A 20,914-nucleotide genomic window follows, 5' to 3' on the forward strand; every position below is an offset into this window, starting at 1 on the left:
CAGACTCTATCTTCATGCCTTCCTACCACTTTCAGGAGAGCAAGATGGACGACAAGGAAAAGACAGCTACCGGCGCGGGCGCCGTGCTCGGCGGCGTGGCCGGTGGTGTCGCAGGTGGTGCAGCCGCAGGCGCTGCCATTGGTGGAATGACAGGCCCCGTCGGCGCTGCCGTCGGTGCGCTGGCCGGTGCCGCTGTCGGTGCGCTGGCCGGCAAGGGGGTGGCGAATGCCGACCCGGTGGAAGAAGACACCTACTGGCGCGACAACTATGCGTCCCGTCCCTATGTCAGCGGTGCCAGCTATGACGAGTTCGGCCCGGCCTACCGCTATGGGGTGGATTCCTATTCCAAGTACCAGGGCCGTTCATTTGACGAAGTCGACGCCGACCTGAGCCGGGACTGGGGCAGCACCCGCGGCAAGTCCTCGCTGGACTGGGAGCGTGCGCGCCCCGCCGCGCGCGATGCCTGGCAACGCCTGAGCGACCGCGTGGAACGCGCCGTTCCCGGCGACTCGGACCGCGACGGCCTCTGAGCCGCGGCGCTTCCTGCCCACAGGGCCGCTACTCGAGGTAGCGGCCCTGTTCCTTTTTGCGCGCGCGCATGCCCTTGCGCAGGAACAGGTGGCTGCCGCCTTGCACCGCCAGCGGCTGGCGCGTGTCGCCCGCAAGATGCGCGTCCACGCGCGCCTCGAGGTTGTCCAGCAGCGACTGCAGCGCCGCACGCTCGGATTCGGGCAGTCCGGGGTGCTGCTGCAAAAAGCCTTGCAGAAAGCTGCGCGCATCATCGAGCAGCACGGCGCGCGTGGGCGCCAGAGAGTGGTAGCTGGCGTCATGCAGGCCCGGCGTTTCCGTGCCCAGCAAATAGCAGCCGATGTAGTCGCCGCGGGTTTCACCGACCTCGGGGTCGCGGCTGAGTTTTTTGAACAGATCGAAGGGCCACATACAGCGTGCGAAGTAGAAACAGGGGCCGCGCCGGTGCGCGGAAAACCTCTGATTGTGGCAGGCTGGGGTAAGCCCGCGCTGCGGCTTGCGCGTACAGCAGTTACAAGAGCGGGGGCAGGGCACACAACAACCGGAGAAAACAATGGAGCGAGGCCGCAGGGCAGCAGGCGTGGTGAAGTGGGGCGCGGTGGCGCTGGTCGGGCTGGCGCTGCTGGGCGGCATGGCGCTCGCGGTCTATGCGCTGCGCACCCAGGCACCGCTGGACGGAAGGCTGGCCGTCGCCGGGCTGGCGCAGCCGGTGCAGGTGCGCCGCGACGCGGCCGATGTCACGCACATCGCGGCCGAGTCACCGCAGGACCTGTGGCGCGCGCTAGGCCTTGTGCATGCGCAGGAGCGCAGCTGGCAGCTTGAATTCAATCGCCGCGTGATGCATGGCACGCTGTCCGAAGTGCTGGGCCCGGCGACGCTGGAAACCGACAAGCTGATGCGCGCGCTCGACATCCGCGGCGCCGCGCAGCGCCAGTACGCGGGCCTGCCGCTGGCTGCGCGTGAAGCCTTGCAGGCCTACAGCGAAGGCATTGCCGCCTTCCATGCGGGCCGTACCCAGGCGCTGACGCCCGAATTCCTGCTGCTGGGCGTGACGCCGGGACGCGAGGGCGGGCGCGACGGCGCGCCCTGGTCGCCCGAAGACAGCGTGGGCTGGGCGCTGATGCTGGCGCTGGACCTGGGCGGCAACTGGGGCAACGAGTTCGCGCGCCTGTCGCTGCTGCGCGGCCTGGACACCGAACGCCTGTGGCAGCTGATGCCGCCGTATCCCGGGGAGGCACCGGCTACGGCCGTGGACCTGGCGGCGCTGTACCGCGGACTGGGCGTGTACGCCACGCAGCAGGCGCCGCCAGCGCCCGTGACCGCCGGTCTGAACGGACTGGCCGGCGCCATCGATCAGGCGCGCGCCGACTGGGCCCGGGCGCTGGTGCAGGAGGCCGGCAGCAACGACGGCAAAGGCAGCAACAACTGGGTGCTGGCGGGCACGCGCAGCACCAGCGGCAAGCCGCTGCTGGCCAACGACCCGCACCTGGGCCTGAGCGCACCCGCCATCTGGTACTACGCCCACCTGCAGGCCCCGGCCGGGCAATCGAGCGATGGCGCGGCCATCGGGGCGATCGACACCATAGGCGCGACGCTGCCGGGCCTGCCGTTCGTGGTGCTGGGCCGCACGGCGCGCGTCGCCTGGGGCTTCACCAATACCAGCCCCGATGTGCAGGACCTGTACCTCGAACAGATAGATGCACAGGATGCGACGCGCTACCGCACGCCCGCCGGCTGGGAGCCGTTCAGCGTGCGCGAGGAAGTCATCCGCATCAAGGGCCAGGCCGATCTGCAGCTGCAGCTGCGCGCCACGCGCCATGGCCCGGTGCTCAGCGATGTGCAGGCCAGCCACGGCCAGCTGCTGGACCTGTCGAAGTATGTGCTGGCGCTGCGCTGGAGCGCGCTGGACGCCGACAACCACACGGTGCTCGCAGGCCTACAGGCCAACCAGGCGCAGTCGGTGGCCGAACTGCAGCAGGCGTTTGCCCACTACCACTCGCCGATGCAAAGCATCGTCATGGCCGATGTCGACGGCGCGATCGCCTTCAAGGCCGCGGGCAAGGTGCCGGTGCGTGGCGCCGACAACGACTTGCGCGGTGTCGCGCCCGCGCCCGGCTGGTTGGCGCGCTACGACTGGCAGGGCTGGCTGAGCGACGCGCAGACGCCGCAGGACGACGGCGCGCAGCGCGGCTGGATAGCGACCGCCAACCAGCGCATCACCGGCCCGGACTACGCGCATTTCCTGACCCAGGACTGGCACCTGCCGTACCGCTACGACCGCATCGCGCAGCTGCTGGAAGCACGCGCGCTGCACGATCTCGACAGCATGGCTGCAATACAGACCGACGTGACTTCGCTGGCCACGCAGCGGCTGCTGCCCGCGCTGCGCACCGCAGCGGCCCAGGCCTATCATCCCCTGGCCGCGCAAACCGCCGAGCTGCTGCGGACATTCGACGGCCGCATGGATGCGCAGCACAGCGCGCCGCTGGTGTTCGCGGCCTGGGCCGACGAAATCGCGCGCGGCCTGATCGTGCCGCGCATAGGCAACGCGCGCTTTGCCGCAACCTATGGCAAGCGCGATTTCCGCGCGGCGCTCGAAGGGATTCTGGCGCGCGACGACGGCTGGTGGTGCGCGCCGCGCAGTTGCGCCGAGCAGTCGGCGCAGGCGCTCGAGCGCGCGCTGGAGCGGCTGCGGTCAGCTTACGGCTCGCGGCCCGCGCAATGGCGCTGGGGGCGCGCCCATCCCGCCGTGAGCAGCCACCGGCCGCTGGGCAGCGTCGCCGCGCTGGCGCGCTTCTTCAACGTGCAGACGCCGTCGTCGGGCGATGGCTACACGGTCAATGTCGGCCAGTACAACGCGGGCGATGTCGCGGGCGGAGCTTTCGCCAACCGGCATGCGGCGTCGCTGCGCGGGCTCTACGATCTCGCCGACCTGGAGCAGTCGCGCTTCATCTTCCAGACGGGGCAAAGCGGCAATGTGTTCTCGCCGCGCTATGCCGACATGCGCGGCGCCTGGGCCGCGGGACAGTACCGGCCGCTGCAGCGCACGCCCGCGCGCTGGACGCACCAGCTGGTGCTGGCGCCGCGCGCCAGCGACTGAGCCTCAGGGCGACAGCCAGGCATTGGCCTGCTCTATGTTCTGCCGCCTGTCCTGTCCCGCGAGGCTTTGCAGCCGCAACTGGGCCAGCAGATACCGGTAGCGTCCCTGGGCCAGGTCGCGCAAGGCGGTGGTGTGCTGCTGCTCGGCCTGGAGCAGGTCCAGCGTGGTGCGGCTGCCCGCCTGCAGCGATTTCTGGTTCGACAGCAGCGCCTGCTGCGCCGAGCGCTCGGCCTGCTCCAGCGCGCGCACGCGCAGCACGCCTTCGGTCATGGCTCGCAACTCCTGGTGCACGCGCACGCCCAGTTCGCGCCTGGCGCTTTCCAGCGCTTCGCGCGCGCGCTGCTCGCCGGCCAGCGCCTGGCGCACCTGCGAGTCGACCGCGCCGCCCGAATACAGCGGAATGCTCAGCTGCAGGCCCACCGACTTCTGGACATGGCGCGCGTTGACGTTGGACACGCTGTCGCTCTGGCTGCGCGACCACTGGGCCACGGCGTCCAGCGTGGGCCGGTGGCCGGCCTGGGCCTTTTGCACTTCCAGGCGCGCGGCTTCGCCCTGGGCGCGCAGCGCCTGCAGTTCGGGGCTCGCGGCTTCGGCGCGCGCGATCCAGTCGTCCAGGCCCAGGGGCTGGGGTGCCCGTGGCACGAAGCGCGGCACATCGAGACCGGCCAGCGTTTCGGCGTTCTGTCCGGTCAGCACTTCGAGGCGGCGCTGGGTGAATTCAACGTTCTGCGCGACTTCGAGCTCCTGGGCCAGCGTCAGGTCCAGCCTGGCCTGGACATCATCGATGTCTGTGCGCGATCCCGTGCCGGCGGCAAAGCTCTTGCGCGCCGCGTCGAGCTGCAAGGCATTGCTGGCCTTCTGCACCTGCAGCAGCGCGACCTGATCGCGCGCCAGCAGCGCGTCGAAGTAGGCTTCGCCGACGCGCACCACCAGCGCCTGTTCGTCGCGCTCCAGCGAAGCGTCGGCTTCATCGACCTGGGCGCGCGCCTGCCCGACCTGGGCGCCAAGGTAAGGGCGGTACAGCGGCTGGCGCAGGCTCAGCGTCTGGTTGCCGCTGTAGTAGTCGTTGCTCGCGCGCCGCGGCTGGCCGAACACATCGAAGCTCTTGCTTTCCAGGTCGTTGTAGTTGCGCGTGGCGTTGAGCGCGACCTGCGGGCGGCGCTGGGCCAGGGCCTGGGGCAGGCGTTCGCGCGCCGCGTCGGTGCCGGCGCGCGCCGCGCGTATCGTCGCGTCATGGGCGAACGCGGCGTCGTAGGCCTGGCGCAGATCCAGCGCCTGGGCGGGCATGGCCAGGCTGCTGGCCAGCAGCGCGCAGAACTGCAGGCGCCGCAGTGTCACAGTGGAAAAAACCATGGCGTCACTCTTCGGTCAGCGAGGCTGCGATGCGCTTGGTCAACGGGTGCAGCAGATAGGTCAACAGGCTGCGTTCGCCGGTCTTGAACACCACTTCCACCGGCATGCCCGGCTGCAGCTGGCGCTTGCCCAGACGCTGCAGGCCTTCGGCCGTGACTTCGATGCGCGCCAGGTAGTAGCTGATCATGGTCTGTGGGTCGGTCAGCAGGTCGGACGAAACCGACTGCACCTTGCCCGGCACCACCAGCTGCGGCGAGTGGGCGAACGACGAGAAACGCACATCGACCGGCAGCTCCGCCCGCACGCGATCGATCAGATGGGGTGCGACCTGGGTTTCGAGCAGCAGCGGGGCGTCGCCCGGAACGATGTCCATGAGCTTCTGGCCGGGCTGGATCACGCCGCCCACGGTCTGCGGCGCCAGGCCCACGACCTGGCCATCGGCCGGCGACCTGATTTCCAGGCGCGCGAGTTCATCGCTCAGGGCCTTGAACTTCTCCTGCTCGGCGAGCACTTCGCGGTCCACTTCGGCAAGCTGGGTCTGGACTTCCTTGCGCTGCTCCTGCTGGCGCGAGAACGCGCGCTGGCGCAGCTCGGCCATGCTGCGCTGGGCGCGCACCGTGTTGCCCTGCAGGTCCGCGATGGCGCTGCCCGAATCGGCCACCATGCGCTCGAGCTCGAGCTGGCGGTTGCGCGGCGCATAGCCTTCGCTGACCAGGCCGCGCAGGTTGCGCAGTTCCTCGCCCAGCGATTCCTGCTGGGCCTGGCGGTTGCCCAGCATGCGCGTGTAGGCCTGCTGCATGCCGCGCTGGCCTTCGATGCTTTCCTCTATCGACTGCAGATCCGAGCGCAGCAGATGCTTGCGCGTGGCGAACAGCTGCTCCTGCGTCTGCATGTGCTGGCGGATCAACGGATCGGCTGCGGCCGCATGCAGGTCTGCGTGAAACACCAGCTGTGCAGCGTCCGCATGTTCGGCCGTGAGCCGCGCCTGCATAGCGCGCAGGCCCAGGTAGCGCTGGCGCGCCGACTCGTGGTTGGCGCGGGCCGTGGCAGTGTCCAGCCGCATCAGCAGCTGGCCTTCGCGCACCTTGTCGCCTTCACGCACCAGCACCTGATTGACGATGCCGCCCGACAGGTGCTGCACGGTCTTGCGCTTGGTGTCTATCGCCACCATGCCGGCGCTGGGAACGCCTTCATCGAGCGGCGCGACCGCGGCCCAGAGCAGGAAGCCTCCGAAACCCAGCGCCAGGGTCCAGAGACCTATGCGCCCTATGCGGCGCGCGTCCTTGGCATTGGGGTCGACGGTGGCGAGGCCGGCATCATCGGCAGCGATGGCCGAGGCGCCAAGGGGAGTGGAAAGAGAGGGGGTCATGGAAAGACTCGTTGAATTTGGAATGGAGGGGCGGGCGCGTCAGAGCGCCAGCAGTCGCGGTGAGGGGGCGCTGGCCGCGGGCGCGGCGCGCATCGAGGCAAGCACCGCATCGCGTGCGCCATCGCGCTCGATCCGGCCCTGGCGCAGCAGCACCACGCGATCGGCGGCCGCGAGAATGCCCTGGCGGTGGGTGACGATCACCACGGTGCAGTCCTGGGTGCGCAGCTCCTGCAGCACATGCACCAGCGCGGCTTCGCCGGCGTCATCGAGGTTGGCGTTGGGCTCGTCTAGCACCACCAGCCGCGGCTTGCCATAGATGGCGCGCGCCAGCGCGATGCGCTGGCGCTGCCCGCCTGAAAGCAGTCCGCCGGCTTCACCGATGGGCGTGTCGTAGCCCTTGGGAAAGCGCAGGACCATCTCGTGCAGTCCGGCGCTGCGCGTGGCGGCAATCACCTTGTCGGGAACGATCTCGCCGAAGCGCGCGATGTTCTCGGCTATCGTTCCTTCGAACAGCTCGATGTCCTGCGGCAGGTAGCCCAGATGGGGGCCGAGCTCGCAGCGGTCCCAGCCGGCCAGTGGCCGGTCGTCGAGCAGCACTTCGCCGTGCAATTGGGGCCATACGCCGATGATGCAGCGCGCCAGCGTCGACTTGCCCGAGCCCGAAGGGCCGAGGATGGCCGTGACCGAACCCGGCTGCAGCGACAGGCTCACGCCTTGCAGGATGGGCGTTTCGCGCCCCTGCGCATGGGCCACGACATCGCGCAGCACCAGCGCGCCGCCGGGCGTGGCGCGCTGCAGGCGCGGGTCGCGCGCGGGATTGTCCTGCAGCAGGCTTTCAAGGCGGGCAAAGGCGGCGCGCGCGCTGATGAAGACACGCCAGGTGCCGACCAGCTGGTCTATGGGCGCAAGGGTGCGCGTCATCAGCACGTTGGCGGCGATCATTTCGCCCGGCGACAGCTGGTTGTTGATGACCAGCAGCGCGCCCGCGCCCAGGCCCAGCGACTGCTGGGCGTAGCGTATGAACTTGCTCCAGGCGGTGATGCGGTGGGTCAGCGACTGGGCCTTGCCCTGCAATTGCAGCGCGTGGCGGTAGCGCTGCGCCCAATGCGGCAGCAGGTGGTGGACCATGCCCATGGGTTCGAGCACTTCGACATTGCGCAGCTTGCCCTGCAGGTAGCTGCGGGCCTCGGCGGAAGCCTCGCTGGCCGCCTGCGCGGGTGCCACCGACTTGCGGTGACCGAACCAGACCAGCGCTGCCTGGGCCAGCGCAAAGCACAGCGCGATGCCTGCCAGCGCAGGATGGAGCAGGAACAGCACGCCCAGATAGATCGGGGTCCAGGGTGCATCGAACAGCGCGAAGATGCCGTTGCCGGTGAGGAACTGGCGCACCTGCAGCAAGTCGCTGAATGCGCGCTTGGCGGCCTCGCCCTGGCGGCTGAGCCGGGCCTCGAAACTGGCTTCGAAGATGCGCGCGCCCAGCAGGTTGTCGAGCCGCATGCCGCTGCGCACCAGCACCTTGGAGCGCATCCATTCGGAAAACGCCATCACGATGAACAGAAACAGCGTGATCAGCGACATCATCAGCAGCGTCAGTTCGTTCTGGCTCGCCATGACGCGGTCGAAGACCTGCAGCATATACATCGTCGGCGACAGCAGCAGCAGGTTGGCGAGCATGCTGAACAGGCCGACCATCGCGAATTCGCGGCGAAACGACCACAGTGCCTGCGTCAGTTCGCTGCGCTGGAAGAAAGCGGGGGATTTCATGAGGGAAATTCCTGGAGATGGGAGGGAGCGCCGCGGCATCAGGCGGGTGTGGCCTGCACGCCTGCGGACGCAGGCTGGGCGGGCACCGGGCGTGCGGCCTGGGCCAGCGCGGCCAGCACTTCGGCGCGCGGGCCGAACGCCTGCTGGCGGCCATCGCGCAGCACCAGCAGCTTGTTGGCGAGCTGCAGTGCGCTGCCCAGATGGGTGATGACCACGAAGGTCGTGCCCTGGGTGCTCGCCTGCCGGATGGCCTGGGCCAGCGCGGCCGTGCCTTCTTCGTCCAGGCTGGAGTTGGGCTCGTCGAGCACCACCAGCACCGGCTGGCCGTAGAGGGCGCGCGCCAGTCCCAGGCGCTGGCGCTGCCCGCCCGAAAGCCGCGCGCCGCCATCGCCGATGGGGCTGTCGTAGCCGTGCGGCAGACCCAGGATGAACTCGTGCATTCCCACGGCGCGCGCCGCCGCCTCGACCTGGGCCGGCTGCACCGGGCCGAAGCGTGCGATGTTCTCGGCCACCGTGCCTTCGAACAGTTCCACCCCCTGGGGCAGGTAGCCCAGATGAGGGCCGAGTTCCTGCTTGTCCCAGCTGTGGATGTCGGCGTCGTCGAGCCGCACCTTGCCGCTTTGCGCCGGCCACAGTCCCACGAGCATGCGCGCCAGCGTGGTCTTGCCGCTGGCCGATGGACCGATCACGGCCAGCACGTCGCCCGGGTTCAGCGCGAAGGCAATGGCGCGCAGGATAGGCGGCTGGCCGCCACCGGGCGCGCCCGCCACCAGCTGCTCGACCTGCAGCCGCCCACGCGGCGCGGGCAGAGGCATGCCCTGGGTGCGCTGGGGCACGGCATGCAGCAACTGCTGCAGCCGGCTCCAGGCGTCACGCACGTTGACCACGGTCTGCCACTGCGCCACGGCCTGCACCAGCGGGGCAAGCATGCGCCCGCCGAGGATGGACGCGATCATCATCATGCCGCCACCGCCGTTGAGCTGGTTGTGCAGCAACAGCCAGCAGCCCAGGCCCAGCAGCAGCGAGCCCAGCGTGTTCTGCAGCAGCTTGCCCAGCGCCTGGAAGCCGCCGGCGCTTTCGGAGGCCTGGGCCTGCAGTGCGAGAAAACGGCGCTGCTTTTCCTGCCAGCGGCGCTGCAGGTTGCGCAGCATGCCCATGGCCTCGATGACTTCGACGTTGCGCAGGCTGGAGTCGGCGTACTGCTGCGCCGCGATCGAGGTACGGTTGGCTTCCATCAGCGGCGGCTTGGTGCGCCGTTCGTTGCACCACGCGACCGTGACCTGCAGCAGCGCAAACACCACGGCCGACCAGCCCAGCACCGGACTGATCATGAACAGCAGCACCATCATCAGCAGCGCTATCGGAGCTTCCATCAAGGCCAGCAGCGCGGGCGAGAATAGAAAATCGCAGACCAGGCGCAGGTCGTTGAGTGGCTGCATGCTGCCGGAGCCGCGTTGCAGCCGGGCGCTGAAGATCGCGTTGAAGATGCGCTCGCGCAACTGGCTATCGAGCGCGACGCTGGCGCTGCGCATGATTTCGCTGCGCGCCCACTCGAGCACTTCCATCAGCACATAGGCGCCGAGCACGGCGATGGTCAGCATCAGCAGCGTGAAGTGGCTGCGGCTGTTCACCACCCGGTCGTAGACCTCGAGCATGTATGCCGATGGAGCGAGCACCAGCAGCGCGGCCAGCAGGCTGAAGCCTGCGGCGCGCACGAAGTAGGGTCTGAGCGCGGCTAGGGCCGTGCGCAGTTCATCGGGTGAAGCAGTGGTTTTCATGGTCTTGTAGTCAGGTTTGCGGGCCCGGCACCGGGCCGGGCGGTGTCGTGCACCGGATTTGCCATTGCGCAACCCGCGCCCTGGGGCCGGAGAAGGGATGGCAAACAGAATGTCGACAGCATTCGCATACTATAGTTTTTGGCTATTAAATAAAGTAGGACAATAGTCAATATGATGTTGTGAACGAAAAATATCGTCTGCGCCGCCGCCTGACGCCGACCACTGAGCGCGGGCCTGACATGAGTGGTCACGGCCCTTGGGAAGTTCCTTGTGCTGGCAGGAGAAGGGGGCGCGGCTGGTGGCGCCCGGGCTGCGGCGCGCGCCGGTGCGGCTCAGGCCTGCGGCGCGAAACGCGTCGTCAGCGGCGCGTATTCGGGAGGATGGGCAAACCAGGGCTCGCTGTCGCGACCAATGCGCTCGGCCAGCTCGCGCAGTACGGGAAGGTATTTGTCCTCTATCGCCTGGGGGGCGACGGAGGCGTTGGGATAGACCATGTTGATGGCCGCTATCAACTGGCCCGCGCTCTTGACCGCCAGACCGATGGCGGAAAAATCCGGTTGGTCGCTCCACTCTCCGCGATTGATCGAGTAGCCGGCCTGGCGCGTCTCGCGCAGCATGCGGTCGATCTCCTTGCGCTGCCTGGCCCGCGCGCCGATTTCGTCCTGGCGCAGGCTCAGCAGCTGCAGTATGTTTTCCAGCTGCTCCTCGCTGCACGCGGCCAGATAGGCGCGGCCGACCGCGGTATCGAGCACCGGCAGCCGGGTGCCGATCATGGAATGGTGCTGCGAGAGCATGCTGAAGCGGTGGGTGCTTTCGCGTATCACCATGAATTCCGACTCCAGCGTGGCCAGGTCGCAAGGCCACATCAGTGGCTTGACATAGGCGCGCAGCAGCGGCGCCGCGACGCGCGCAATCCATTCCTCCTCGATGAAGCCTTCGCTGAGGCTGCGCACTTCAAATGTCAGGCAGTACTGGCCGTCCCTGTCCGTCGGGCGGACCAGACCGCACAGCCTCAGGGTCTCCAATATCCGCTTGACGGAAGGTCGGGGAATGCGCGTGATTCGACTGAGCTCACTGGTCGTACAGATTCCCCCATGCGCCTGGTTCATGCAGCGCAGCAATTCAATGCCGCGCTGAAGGCTGCGAATTTCCTTGTAGGCCGCATTGGGAGGTTCTATGGGGTGGGGCATGGCTGCAGCTCTAGGCGTTTTCCCGGACGATTTTGTTCACCTGATGGACGCAATTTACGTCATATCCCTTTTTTCTGACAATCAGTCATCACCGATTTGAAATGTCGGTGAATCGGTCGATTACGGTGACGAAATCGAACCGCAAGCGGATAGGACGCAATGGGATTTGCACCCGGTGCATATCGCCTCACGGCGCGATCTGCATCCAGCAGTCGATAAATCCTCAAAGATTTGCATGTTATTTGGCCAGTACGCTGGTCGGGGCTGCAGAGATTGGGGGCATCAAGGAGACGCAATTTGTGAAGAGATCATGAAATTTGATTCTCCCGGGTCTGGTGGGGGAAGTAGTGAGTGCTATGTGTTGATGGTTTCGATCCATGTCGGGGCCATTTCTTGTGAAAGGTCATGTTGAGTAATTTTGTTTGCGATATTTCCGGTCAATCGTATGGCAACGAATGACAGTACTGAACAGTGAATTTTTATACTTAAAGGCAAGTAATGAACGTTAACAAGGTCTACACTTCGGCATCTTTGAATTCTGTGAACAGTGTTCTGAACAACTCGAATCGTGGTGGCGATGCAGGTCGCAATTACAAGGCATCCTACGATGTGGATGCCGCCGGAAAACAGATAACGCGCGATAACAAGTCGTGGAATGGTCCAGGCGTGCTCGGCAAGGATGCCGACTTGACCTATTCATTTCCCGAATGGCAATACAACCAATACAACGTGGGGCGCAATACCAAGCTCAGCGCGTTCACGCTCAAGCAGCAGGAACAGGCCGAGCTGTCGCTGCAGTCGTGGGCCGATCTCGCGAACATCACTTTCACCAAGGTCGCCCCGACGGAAAAGGCCAACATCACGTTCGGCAACTACGTGGGCCAGGGCCAGGCCTACGCGATGATGCCGTTCTCTTATGCACCCAGGGACTACCGCGGCCACAGCGCCGACGGGCAAAGCTGGTTCAACATCAACTACTCGCAGGCCAGCCAGCGCGATGGCCTGTACTCGAACCTGCACCCCGAACTGGGCAACTATGGACGCATGACCATCACGCACGAGATCGGTCATACGCTGGGCCTGAACCACCCGGGGAACTACAACGCCGGCCAGGGCAATCCATCGTATCGAAATGCCTCGTATGCGGAAGACACACGCCAATACAGCAGCATGAGCTACTGGAACGAGGCCAATACCGGCGGGGACAACAAGGGCCACTTTGCTTCCGCGCCGCTGATGGATGATATCGCCGCCATTCAGCGACTATATGGCGCCAACATGCAGACACGCACGGGAGATACAGTCTATGGCTTCAACTCGAATTCCGAAAGAGACTTCCTGACGATCAAGAGTGCGGAGCAAAAGGCGGTATTCTCTGTATGGGATGCTGGTGGAATCGATACCTTTGATTTTTCCGGCTATAGAGAAAATCAGAACATCAACCTGAACGAAGCATCGTTTTCCGATGTGGGAGGCTTGAAGAAGAATGTTTCCATCGCCAAGGGCGTGACCATAGAGAATGCAATAGGCGGGTCTGGCAACGATGTCATCGTTGGCAACAGTGCCGGTAATTTCATCGATGGCGGCGACGGGAACGATGTGATTTATGGCGGAGCGGGTCAGGACATGTTGAAGGGTGGCAAGGGAATGGACATATTTGTCTATACAAAGACCTCCGATTCAACGCCTGAATTCTTCGACAAGTTAATTGATTTCGAGACGGGAGTCGATAAAATAAATCTTTCATTCTTCAATCAGGCAGCCGGCAAGCCAGGTTTCCTTCACTTTGTGGATCAATTGACCGGAGTGGCGGGGCAAGTGGTATTGTCCTACGATGCGCAGAACAATACCAGTGATATCCTTGTCAATGTCAATAATGACACCGTGCCCGATATGAAGATTCAGTTGGTCGGGCAGGTTGACGCAGCAACTGATTTCATCTTGTAAATGAATGGACGAAAAGCCATGGAAGTGCTGGCTTTTCGTCCTTCATGTGTCAGCGCTCGCTTCAGGGGTGCTTGGATAAATCGGTTTGGTCAAATTCGGGAAGTCCAATGCCATGAAGTTCATTTCAAAATTCTTGTTTTCAATTATGGTCACAACTACCGCCATGGGCAGTTCGCTGCCCTTGCCCCAGCCCGAAGATCTGGTGGGAGACTGGGTTTTGTCCTATGCCCGGCAATTTTGCGCAATCCATCTCTGGATAGACGAAATGCCGCAGGCCAATGGGTACCGGCTAACCATCGATGCGCGCGCCGGCGCATGCAGTTTCCCCATGGATGCGGTCGCATGGCGTCCTGCGCCGGACGGAATCTCCCTTCTTGACCATGAGGGGACCACGCTGGTCTTCTTTTCGCAGGAAGCAGGCGGCTATCGCAGCAACATCGCCAGCGAAGAGGGCATGCGCCTGCAAAGGAAAAAAACCGGCGAATGAACGGCTGGCGGCACTCGCGGCCTGATGCGCCTTACGGTGCACGCAGAAAATCCTCGATCAGCCTTGCGACGACCTCGGGCTGGTCGTGGTGCAGCATATGGCCGGCATTATCGACGCGCGCCGTGCGGCAGTCGCGCACATGCTGCAGACGCGCGTGGTATTCATCGAGCGTATAGCGCCCCTTGTTCCATTGCGCGAGACTGTCGTCGCTGGCTTCGATGGCCAGCGTGGGCGCGGTGATCGCGCCATACAGCGCGAGCACTTCGTCCACATGGAACAGATGCGGGTTCACGACCTTGTGCGCAGCGTCGCCCAGGATATGCCAGCGGCCATCGGCGTCGGGCGCGGCCCAGTGCTGTGCCAGCCACAGCGCCTTGTCCTGGTCGATGCGGCGGTTGGTCTTGCGCAGCCGCTGGGCCACGCTTTCGAGGCTGTCGTAGCTCTTGAGGTCGAGTTCGCCGCGCGCCAGCGCGCGCGTTTCATCGAGCCATTGCGCATAGCGTGCGGGCGCTTGGCCGGGAGTGGTGGCCGCGAGGCCGAAGCCTTCCAGATTGACCAGACGGCGAATGCGCGCCGGCCGTGCACCGGCATAGAGCATCGAGACATTGCCGCCCATGCTGTGGCCCACGAGGTCGACCGCCTGTCCCGGTGCGTAATGGTCGAGCAGCAGGTCCAGGTCGGCGAGATAGTCGACGAACTGGTAGTGGTCGACGCGCAGGCCTGGCTTGGTCAGGCCGAACCCGCGCCAATCCGGCGCGATGATCGTGCGGCCGGCAAGGAAATCGGCGCTGAACGCATCGACGACAAATTGATACGACGCGGCCACGTCCATCCAGCCATGGGCCAGGAACAGCGGCGCCAGGGCGCCGTCGGCATTTTCCGGCTCCCATAGCCGCACGTGGTATTCGATGCCGCGCAGAGGGAGGTATTCGGAGCGGCTGGGGCGTTGGACGGTGTACATCGCGCAATTATTTCCTGCGGCCGCAGCATCCGCAGTCGTTGCAGGGACAGCCGCGGTTTCTTTGCCGCGCAGGCCCAGGGATTCCGTAAACTGGCGGGTCTCATTCCAAGCCTCCCGGAGATTGCATGCACAAGGTTCAGTTAGGAAAAAGCGACCTGCAGGTCACGCCCATTTGCCTGGGAACGATGACGTTTGGCGAACAGGTGGGCGAGGCCGCGGCCCATGCCATCCTCGACCGCGCGCTCGAGCTGGGCGTCAATTTCCTCGACACGGCCGAAATGTATGCCGTGCCGGCGCGCGCCGCGACCTTTGGCGCGACCGAGACGATTCTGGGCAACTGGTTTGCCAGCCGCCCCGGCGCGCGCGACAAGGTGGTGCTGGCCAGCAAGGTGGCCGGTCCGTCGCGCGGCATGCCCTGGATACGCGAAGGCGCGGGCATGACCGCCGCCGACATCGTCGCCTCGTGCGACGCGAGCCTGCGCCGGCTGCAGACCGATGTCATCGATCTCTACCAGATCCACTGGCCCGAGCGCCATGTGCCGGCCTTCGGCGCACTCTACTACGACCCGGCCAAGGAAACCACGCAGACGCCTATCCACGAGCAGCTCGAAGCGCTGGCCGGCCTGGTGCGTGCCGGCAAGATCCGCCACGTGGGCCTGTCGAACGAAACGCCTTACGGCGTGCATGAGTTCGTGCGCCTGGCCCAAGCCCATGGCCTGCCGCGCGTGGCGAGCATACAGAACCCGTACTGCCTGCTCAACCGCAGCTACGACAACGCGCTCGACGAAACCTGCGACCGCCTCGATGTGTCGCTGCTGGCCTATTCGCCGCTGGGCGTGGGCCTGCTCACGGGCAAGTACGACGCCAGCGGCATAGAAGGTCCCGATGCGCCCCGGGGCACGCGGCTGTCGTATGAATCGGTGCGCAAGCAGCGCTGGGGCCGGCCCGATGCGCTGGTCGCCGCGCGCCGCTACAACCAGCTCGCGCGCGACCATGGCCTGAGCCCCGCGCAGATGGCGCTGGCGTTCTGCTATACCCAGCGCTGCGTGGCCAGCACCATCATCGGCGTGACTTCGCAGGCCCAGCTCGAGGAAGACTGCGCGATCTGGGGAACGCAGCTGCCCGCGACGCTGCTCGCTGAAATCAACCAGGTGCGCTGGGAAATGCGCGACCCCGCGGTATGAGCAAGAAGTCCGCGCATGTGAGCGAGACTCCGGCCACGCAGCTGCTGCGCGCGCACCGGGTCGAATTCACCGAACACCCCTACGAGTACCAGGAGCATGGCGGCACGGCGCACAGCGCGGCCAGCCTGGGCTTCGAGGAGCACAGCGTGGTCAAGACGCTGATCATGCAGGACCAGGATGCGAAGCCGCTGATCGTGCTGATGCATGGCGACCGCAAGGTGTCGACCAAGAATCTTGCGCGCCAGATCGGCGCCAAGTCGGTAGAGCCCTGCAAGCCCGACGTCGCCAACCGGCACAGCGGCTATCTGATAGGCGGCACCTCGCCGTTCGGCACGCGCCGCGCGATGCCGGTGTACATCGAGCAAAGCATACTCGAGCTGCCGCGCATAGCGATCAACGGCGGGCGGCGCGGCTTTCTGGTGCAGATCGATCCCCGGGTATGTCTGGATCTGTTGAAAGCCCAGCCGGTGCAGTGCGCGCTGGCAGAATAGCAGTCCCGCGCGACGGGCATCCGGCGGCGGCGCCGAATGGTTGCCTGCGCGACAGATTTTTTGCCATACCGGCCCGATGCGGGCCAAGGACTTGAATTGAACGCGTTTTATCCTTTCCTCGCGACCCTGGCCGCGTATCTCATAGGCTCGCTGTCGTTTGCGGTGATCGTCAGCCGCGTGATGGGTCTGCACGATCCGCGCACCTACGGCAGCGGCAACCCTGGCGCGACCAATGTGCTGCGCTCGGGCAGCAAGCCCGCGGCGATCGCCACGCTGCTGCTTGACGCGCTCAAAGGTTTCGTTCCGGTGGTGCTGGTGCAGTGGTTCGGCAAGCCCTACGGCCTGGGCGACGGCACGCTGGCCGCGGTCGCGCTCGCGGCCTTTCTCGGCCATCTCTACCCGGTGTTCTTCCGCTTCCAGGGCGGCAAGGGCGTGGCCACGGCGCTGGGCGTGCTGCTGGGCATCAGCGGCTGGCTGGGGCTGGCGACCGCGCTGACCTGGCTGATCATTGCCGTCTTCTTTCGCTATTCGTCGCTGGCTTCGCTGGTGGCGGCGGTGTTCGCCCCGGTCTATTACGTGCTGTTTGGCGGCGTGCTCTGGTACACCGAAGGCCCGGTCACGGCGGCCATCGTCGCCATGGGCCTGCTGCTGATCTGGCGCCACCGCGAGAACATCCAGCGCCTGGTCGCGGGCAAGGAATCGCGCCTGGGCAAGAAGGCCGACGCGGCCAAGGGCGCGCCCAAGTCCAAGCGCTGAGCGCAGCGGCCGCGGAATTCAGCGGCGCTTTTCGAGCACCATCTGATCGCCCTGGCGGGTCATGTGGAAATCGGCCAGGAAGCTGTTGCCCAGCAGCACGAAAGGCATGGCCTGGGGCGTGACCACGGCGTCCACGCCGCGCGCTTCCAGCCCGCCGATGCGCACCGAGTCCAGCCGCAGCCGCCAGCCGCGCACCGCGCCATTGGCCGTTCCCATCTGCACGCTCTGGCCCTGCAGATAGGGCAGGCCCAGCCGGTCGGCTTCGGCCCGGCCTATGGCCACCGTGCTGGCGCCGGTATCGACCAGATAGCGCATGGGCTGGCCGTTGATCTGGCCCTGATCGATGAAATGCCCCTGGCCGTCGGCGTACAGCACCAGCCGCGCGGGCCCGCCCGCCGCGGCGCGCGCGCCCAGCTGCACGGGCGCTTCACCCAGGCGCAGCCGCTGCTGGCGGCCCGCGATGTCGATCAAGGCTTCGTCGGGCCCGACCTTGAGCACGCGCACCGCGCCCAGGCTTTCGCCCGCGGCGAGACTGCGCGGCGCGCCGCCGTCAATCACCAGCAGTGCCTTGCTGCCCAGAATGCCGGTCAGCGCCACCGATTGCGCGCTGGCCAGCGCTGGCAGCAGCGCCAGGATCAGGCTTGCCGACATTGCACGCCGCTGCCGCCAGCCTAGGGCGAGGACCCAGCGAGGGGCACCGAGCAAGGGCCGCCCCGCAGCGACGGTGCCGTCCCCCTCCACCGAAGGATGAGAGGGGGAAGCGACGAAGTCGCTCAGGGGGTGCTTCATTAATCTCGGAAGTTGTTGAACGAGAGCGGCACGTCGTCGATTTCCTTGCGGATCAGTGCCATCGCGGCCTGCAGGTCGTCGCGCTTGGCGCCCGTGATGCGCACTTTCTCGTCCTGGATCGCGGCCTGCACCTTGAGCTTGCTTTCCTTCATCAGCTTTTGCAGCTTCTTGGCGAGCTCGGACTCGATGCCGTTGCGCACCTTGACGACCTGCTTGAGCTTGTCGCCGCCGATCTTCTGCGCTTTCTGGATGTCGAGGAAGCGCACGTCGACGCTGCGCTTGGTCAGCTTGTTGCGCAGCAGGTCTTCGACCTGGGTCAGCTGGAAGTCCGCATCACCGTACATGGTGATTTCCTTGTCCTTGAGCTCGACGGCGGCCGAAGAGCCCTTGAAGTCGAAACGCGTGGCGATTTCCTTGGCGGCGTTCTCGACCGCGTTCTTGACTTCGACGAAATCGGCTTCGCAAACGGTGTCAAAAGATGGCATGGGTATTTCTCTTTCCTGAAAGGGTCTGGGGAGTGCACTGCAGGCCGTTCGCCCTGAGCCTGTCGAAGGGCGTTCTCCGACGCACAGCGTGCCTCTGGTCGCGGTGCGACAATCCAGCCAATGTTAGTCGAGAAAAATGTTCCCTTGCAGCACAGCAATACCTTTGGCATCGCGGCCCGCGCCCATGCCCTGGTGCGCGTGCGTTCCGAAGATGATGTGCGCGCGGTGCTGGCCGACCCGTTCTGGGGCCGGCGACCGCTGCTGGTGCTCGGCGGGGGCAGCAACATCGTTCTGACCGGCGATGTCGAACCCGTGGTGCTGAAGATGGAAATCCAGGGCATGCGCGTGGTCGAGCAAACCCCCACGGCCTGGATTGTCGAAGCCGGCGCGGGCGAGCGTTGGCACGACCTCGTGGCCTGGACGCTGGACCAGGGCCTGCCCGGGCTCGAGAACCTGGCGCTGATTCCCGGCACCGTGGGCGCCTCGCCGGTGCAGAACATCGGCGCCTACGGTGTCGAGCTGCAGGACCGCTTCGCGTCGCTCGATGCGATCGATCTGGTCACGGGCCAGGGCTTCACGCTCGACGCCGCGCAATGCGCGTTCAGCTACCGGGATTCGGTGTTCAAGCATCTGCCGGCCGAACCCGCGGGCCCGCGCGCAGCCAGTCCGCGCGGCATGGGCCTGGCGGGTCGCGCGGTGATCACGCGCGTGCGCTTTGCGCTGCCCAAGGCCTGGAAGCCCGAGATCGGCTACCTGGACATAGAGCGCAAACGCGCCGAAGCCGGCGTGGAGCAGCCCACGGCGCGCCAGATCTTCGACTGGGTCTGCGAGATCCGCCGCGCCAAGCTGCCCGACCCCGAAGTGCTGGGCAATGCGGGCAGTTTCTTCAAGAACCCCACGGTCAGTGCCGAGCAGTGTGCCGACATCATTGCGCGCGAGCCGCGCATCGTGCACTACCCGCTGGCCGACGGCACGATCAAGCTGGCCGCGGGCTGGCTGATAGACGCCTGCGGCTGGAAAGGCAAGACCATGGGCAAGGCCGGTGTCTATGAACGCCAGGCGCTGGTGCTGGTCAACCGCGGCGACCGCCACTCCGATGACGCCAGCGTCACGGGCGGCGAAGTCATGACGCTGGCCCGGGCCATACAGACCAGCGTCTATGAACGCTTCGGCATACGCCTGGAGCCCGAGCCGGTCGTGGTCTGAAGCTGCTGTACGCGCAGCGGCGGGGGCGTTACGATACATGCGAAAATAGGCCGTCTCGGCACGGCGGGATGTCCGGGCTGCATGGTGCCCCCGGACAGCGCTTGAAAATTGCCTTCATAACGACACGTCATAAACAGCGGTTTTCCCCCGACGAGTGCCCCAGCGAGATTCGATCATGTCAAGTTACAACCCACCTTTTGAAATCCACGTCCACGGCCAAGTGGTGCTGACGGCCCAGACCAGCTTCGAGCAGCTGCAGGAGGCGCTCAAGCCGCTGTGGAGCTATGCGGGCGCGCGCTCGCTCGCCGATGGCGCGACCAGCGTCTACGAGGAGGAGCCGGGCATACAGTTCGACGCGCGCGAGCACCGCCTGCAGATCTGCTGGACGGTGCGCGGCGACGAAGACTTCCGCCAGACGCTGGACGAAATGTGCATGAGCCTCAACGAGCTGTCGGAGCAGGGCGCGGCAATCGAAGTCACGTTCTACGACACGGAATTCGACGACGAAGACGAAGAGACCGACGAGGCCGAGTCGCGCGACGACTTCCTGATGCTGTTCGTGGGCCCCACGCCCGCGGCCATCATGCAGGTGCAGCGCGATCTGCTGGTGCAGGACGTGATCAACATGATGGAGCGCCACTTCGACGGCGCCGAACTCGGCGGCGTGGTCGCTGAAATCGACAAGCTGTTCTCGCTGCGCTTCGATGCGCTGGTGAACTCGCTGGAAATCGGCAAGCCGCCGCGCGGCCCCGGCGGTTCGGGCGGCGGCTCTGGCCACGGCAGCGGCGGCAACCGCCGTCCGCGCCACCTGCACTGATGCCAGCGGGCGCGGCGCGATCGCCGCATCTGGGCGGCTCGGCCATGGACCTGCCTTATCTGCGTTCCTATCCTGCACACCTGCAGGAACAGGTGCGCGCGCTGCTGGCCAATGACGGCACGGCGGCGCTGCTGCGCCGCAAGTACCCCCAGGCGCATGCGCTGCGCACCGACAAGGCGCTGTACGACTACACCGCCGAGCTCAAGTCGCGCCACCTGCGCAACGGCGGCACCATCCACAAGGTGATGTACGACAGCAAGATCCATGTGGTGCGCAATGCGCTGGGCCTGCACACCAGCCGCGCGCTGGTGCAGGGCGGTAAGCTGTCGGCGCGCCACGAGATCCGCGTGGCGTCGATGTTCAAGAACACGCCCGAGGAGTTCCTGCGCATGATCGTGGTGCACGAACTCGCCCATCTGCGCGAGAAGGACCATGACAAGGCGTTCTACCAGCTGTGCGCGCACATGGAGCCGTCATACCACCAGTATGAGTTCGATGTACGGCTCTATCTGACGCATCTCGATGCGGGCGGCGGGCGGCTGTGGGGTGAGGCGCCTGCGGTGGCCTGAGGCTGGAATGCCGGCCCTTCGACAGGCTCAGGACGAACGGTTTTTGTCGTTCCTGCCTTGGTCCTTCGACAGGCCCAGGGCTGGGCGTCAACGGTTTTCCGTTCGCCCTGCGTTTATCGAAGGGTGAACGACCCCGCCGC

19 protein-coding genes are annotated in these 20,914 nt (G+C 65.8%); 10 read left to right on the forward strand and 9 right to left on the reverse strand.

Going from position 1 to position 20,914, the window contains the following annotated elements; translation table 11 throughout:
• Positions 1-44 precede the first annotated feature (44 nt).
• Positions 45-530, forward strand: coding sequence for a hypothetical protein (locus ACSVDO_RS07440; protein ID WP_332534449.1), 486 nt, complete (start codon positions 45-47; stop codon positions 528-530).
• Between the two features lie 28 nt (positions 531-558).
• On the opposite strand, the gene ACSVDO_RS07445 is transcribed toward ACSVDO_RS07440, so the two are convergent.
• Positions 559-939: a ubiquitin carboxyl-terminal hydrolase gene (locus ACSVDO_RS07445; protein WP_332534447.1), complete on the reverse strand. Its 381-nt coding sequence runs from the start codon at positions 937-939 to the stop codon at positions 559-561.
• Between the two features lie 142 nt (positions 940-1,081).
• Between ACSVDO_RS07445 and ACSVDO_RS07450 the strand changes: the two genes are divergently transcribed.
• Positions 1,082-3,628, forward strand: a complete 2,547-nt coding sequence (locus ACSVDO_RS07450) for a penicillin acylase family protein (RefSeq protein WP_489595643.1) — start codon at positions 1,082-1,084, stop codon at positions 3,626-3,628.
• Between the two features lie 3 nt (positions 3,629-3,631).
• Here ACSVDO_RS07450 and ACSVDO_RS07455 read toward each other — a convergent pair whose 3' ends face one another.
• From ACSVDO_RS07455 to ACSVDO_RS07475, 5 genes are all read right to left on the reverse strand, one after another.
• Positions 3,632-4,981 carry a TolC family outer membrane protein gene (locus ACSVDO_RS07455; protein ID WP_489595644.1) on the reverse strand — a complete coding sequence of 450 codons (1,350 nt, stop codon included), beginning with the start codon at positions 4,979-4,981 and terminating at the stop codon, positions 3,632-3,634.
• Between the two features lie 4 nt (positions 4,982-4,985).
• Complete coding sequence (locus ACSVDO_RS07460; protein ID WP_489595646.1) at positions 4,986-6,350, reverse strand: HlyD family type I secretion periplasmic adaptor subunit; 1,365 nt, start codon at positions 6,348-6,350, stop codon at positions 4,986-4,988.
• 39 nt (positions 6,351-6,389) lie between these two features.
• Positions 6,390-8,114 carry a type I secretion system permease/ATPase gene (locus tag ACSVDO_RS07465; RefSeq protein WP_489595647.1) on the reverse strand — a complete coding sequence of 575 codons (1,725 nt, stop codon included), beginning with the start codon at positions 8,112-8,114 and terminating at the stop codon, positions 6,390-6,392.
• Positions 8,115-8,152: 38 nt separating this feature from the next.
• A complete protein-coding gene (locus tag ACSVDO_RS07470; RefSeq protein WP_489595649.1) occupies positions 8,153-9,892 on the reverse strand; it encodes a type I secretion system permease/ATPase in 1,740 nt (579 codons plus the stop codon).
• Between the two features lie 332 nt (positions 9,893-10,224).
• On the reverse strand, positions 10,225-11,082 hold the full coding sequence (locus ACSVDO_RS07475; protein WP_332534437.1) for an IclR family transcriptional regulator domain-containing protein: 858 nt from the start codon (positions 11,080-11,082) through the stop codon (positions 10,225-10,227).
• Between the two features lie 498 nt (positions 11,083-11,580).
• On the opposite strand from ACSVDO_RS07475, the gene ACSVDO_RS07480 reads away from it, so the two are divergent.
• Both ACSVDO_RS07480 and ACSVDO_RS07485 read left to right on the forward strand, forming a co-directional pair.
• Positions 11,581-13,029: a serralysin family metalloprotease gene (locus ACSVDO_RS07480; RefSeq protein ID WP_489595651.1), complete on the forward strand. Its 1,449-nt coding sequence runs from the start codon at positions 11,581-11,583 to the stop codon at positions 13,027-13,029.
• A 112-nt stretch (positions 13,030-13,141) separates the two neighbouring features.
• Positions 13,142-13,516: an AprI/Inh family metalloprotease inhibitor gene (locus ACSVDO_RS07485; protein WP_332534433.1), complete on the forward strand. Its 375-nt coding sequence runs from the start codon at positions 13,142-13,144 to the stop codon at positions 13,514-13,516.
• 31 nt (positions 13,517-13,547) lie between these two features.
• Here the strand turns inward: ACSVDO_RS07485 and ACSVDO_RS07490 are convergent, their stop codons facing one another.
• A complete protein-coding gene (locus tag ACSVDO_RS07490) occupies positions 13,548-14,477 on the reverse strand; it encodes an alpha/beta fold hydrolase (RefSeq protein WP_489595653.1) in 930 nt (309 codons plus the stop codon).
• A 125-nt stretch (positions 14,478-14,602) separates the two neighbouring features.
• On the opposite strand from ACSVDO_RS07490, the gene ACSVDO_RS07495 reads away from it, so the two are divergent.
• The 3 genes from ACSVDO_RS07495 to plsY all read left to right on the forward strand — a co-directional run bounded on the left by ACSVDO_RS07495 (position 14,603) and on the right by plsY (position 16,908).
• On the forward strand, positions 14,603-15,661 hold the full coding sequence (locus ACSVDO_RS07495) for an aldo/keto reductase (RefSeq protein WP_489595655.1): 1,059 nt from the start codon (positions 14,603-14,605) through the stop codon (positions 15,659-15,661).
• On the forward strand, positions 15,658-16,152 hold the full coding sequence (gene ybaK / locus ACSVDO_RS07500; RefSeq protein WP_332534427.1) for a Cys-tRNA(Pro) deacylase: 495 nt from the start codon (positions 15,658-15,660) through the stop codon (positions 16,150-16,152). The genes ACSVDO_RS07495 and ybaK overlap by 4 nt, the downstream gene beginning before the upstream one ends.
• 96 nt (positions 16,153-16,248) lie before the next feature.
• Positions 16,249-16,908, forward strand: a complete 660-nt coding sequence (gene plsY / locus ACSVDO_RS07505; protein WP_332534426.1) for a glycerol-3-phosphate 1-O-acyltransferase PlsY — start codon at positions 16,249-16,251, stop codon at positions 16,906-16,908.
• 18 nt (positions 16,909-16,926) lie between these two features.
• Here plsY and ACSVDO_RS07510 read toward each other — a convergent pair whose 3' ends face one another.
• Together ACSVDO_RS07510 and ACSVDO_RS07515 are read right to left on the reverse strand one after the other, a co-directional pair.
• Complete coding sequence (locus tag ACSVDO_RS07510) at positions 16,927-17,559, reverse strand: retropepsin-like aspartic protease family protein (RefSeq protein ID WP_489595658.1); 633 nt, start codon at positions 17,557-17,559, stop codon at positions 16,927-16,929.
• 137 nt (positions 17,560-17,696) lie between these two features.
• On the reverse strand, positions 17,697-18,182 hold the full coding sequence (locus ACSVDO_RS07515) for a YajQ family cyclic di-GMP-binding protein (protein WP_261497966.1): 486 nt from the start codon (positions 18,180-18,182) through the stop codon (positions 17,697-17,699).
• Between the two features lie 120 nt (positions 18,183-18,302).
• Between ACSVDO_RS07515 and murB the strand changes: the two genes are divergently transcribed.
• The 3 genes from murB to ACSVDO_RS07530 all read left to right on the forward strand — a co-directional run bounded on the left by murB (position 18,303) and on the right by ACSVDO_RS07530 (position 20,774).
• Positions 18,303-19,388, forward strand: coding sequence for a UDP-N-acetylmuramate dehydrogenase (murB, locus tag ACSVDO_RS07520; RefSeq protein WP_332549361.1), 1,086 nt, complete (start codon positions 18,303-18,305; stop codon positions 19,386-19,388).
• Positions 19,389-19,563: 175 nt separating this feature from the next.
• Entirely contained in the window at positions 19,564-20,205 is a 642-nt protein-coding gene (locus ACSVDO_RS07525; RefSeq protein ID WP_332682832.1) for a DUF6806 family protein, read from the forward strand.
• Entirely contained in the window at positions 20,205-20,774 is a 570-nt protein-coding gene (locus ACSVDO_RS07530; RefSeq protein ID WP_332534419.1) for a M48 metallopeptidase family protein, read from the forward strand. The genes ACSVDO_RS07525 and ACSVDO_RS07530 overlap by 1 nt, the downstream gene beginning before the upstream one ends.
• Positions 20,775-20,914: the final 140 nt, after the last annotated feature.

Source organism: Comamonas sp. DB36 (genome assembly GCF_057914905.1).

Coding starts and splice junctions, on each gene's coding strand:
- ACSVDO_RS07440 (WP_332534449.1), top strand. CDS start 45: ATGGACGACAAGGAAAAGACAGCTACCGGCGCGGGCGCCGTGCTCGGC.
- ACSVDO_RS07485 (WP_332534433.1), top strand. CDS start 13,142: ATGAAGTTCATTTCAAAATTCTTGTTTTCAATTATGGTCACAACTACC.
- ACSVDO_RS07495 (WP_489595655.1), top strand. CDS start 14,603: ATGCACAAGGTTCAGTTAGGAAAAAGCGACCTGCAGGTCACGCCCATT.
- ACSVDO_RS07460 (WP_489595646.1), bottom strand. CDS start 6,350: ATGACCCCCTCTCTTTCCACTCCCCTTGGCGCCTCGGCCATCGCTGCC.
- ACSVDO_RS07455 (WP_489595644.1), bottom strand. CDS start 4,981: ATGGTTTTTTCCACTGTGACACTGCGGCGCCTGCAGTTCTGCGCGCTG.
- ACSVDO_RS07470 (WP_489595649.1), bottom strand. CDS start 9,892: ATGAAAACCACTGCTTCACCCGATGAACTGCGCACGGCCCTAGCCGCG.
- ACSVDO_RS07445 (WP_332534447.1), bottom strand. CDS start 939: ATGTGGCCCTTCGATCTGTTCAAAAAACTCAGCCGCGACCCCGAGGTC.
- ACSVDO_RS07510 (WP_489595658.1), bottom strand. CDS start 17,559: ATGTCGGCAAGCCTGATCCTGGCGCTGCTGCCAGCGCTGGCCAGCGCG.
- ACSVDO_RS07525 (WP_332682832.1), top strand. CDS start 19,564: ATGTCAAGTTACAACCCACCTTTTGAAATCCACGTCCACGGCCAAGTG.
- ACSVDO_RS07475 (WP_332534437.1), bottom strand. CDS start 11,082: ATGCCCCACCCCATAGAACCTCCCAATGCGGCCTACAAGGAAATTCGC.
- ACSVDO_RS07490 (WP_489595653.1), bottom strand. CDS start 14,477: ATGTACACCGTCCAACGCCCCAGCCGCTCCGAATACCTCCCTCTGCGC.
- ACSVDO_RS07480 (WP_489595651.1), top strand. CDS start 11,581: ATGAACGTTAACAAGGTCTACACTTCGGCATCTTTGAATTCTGTGAAC.
- murB (WP_332549361.1), top strand. CDS start 18,303: ATGTTAGTCGAGAAAAATGTTCCCTTGCAGCACAGCAATACCTTTGGC.
- ACSVDO_RS07515 (WP_261497966.1), bottom strand. CDS start 18,182: ATGCCATCTTTTGACACCGTTTGCGAAGCCGATTTCGTCGAAGTCAAG.
- ybaK (WP_332534427.1), top strand. CDS start 15,658: ATGAGCAAGAAGTCCGCGCATGTGAGCGAGACTCCGGCCACGCAGCTG.
- ACSVDO_RS07465 (WP_489595647.1), bottom strand. CDS start 8,114: ATGAAATCCCCCGCTTTCTTCCAGCGCAGCGAACTGACGCAGGCACTG.
- ACSVDO_RS07450 (WP_489595643.1), top strand. CDS start 1,082: ATGGAGCGAGGCCGCAGGGCAGCAGGCGTGGTGAAGTGGGGCGCGGTG.
- ACSVDO_RS07530 (WP_332534419.1), top strand. CDS start 20,205: ATGCCAGCGGGCGCGGCGCGATCGCCGCATCTGGGCGGCTCGGCCATG.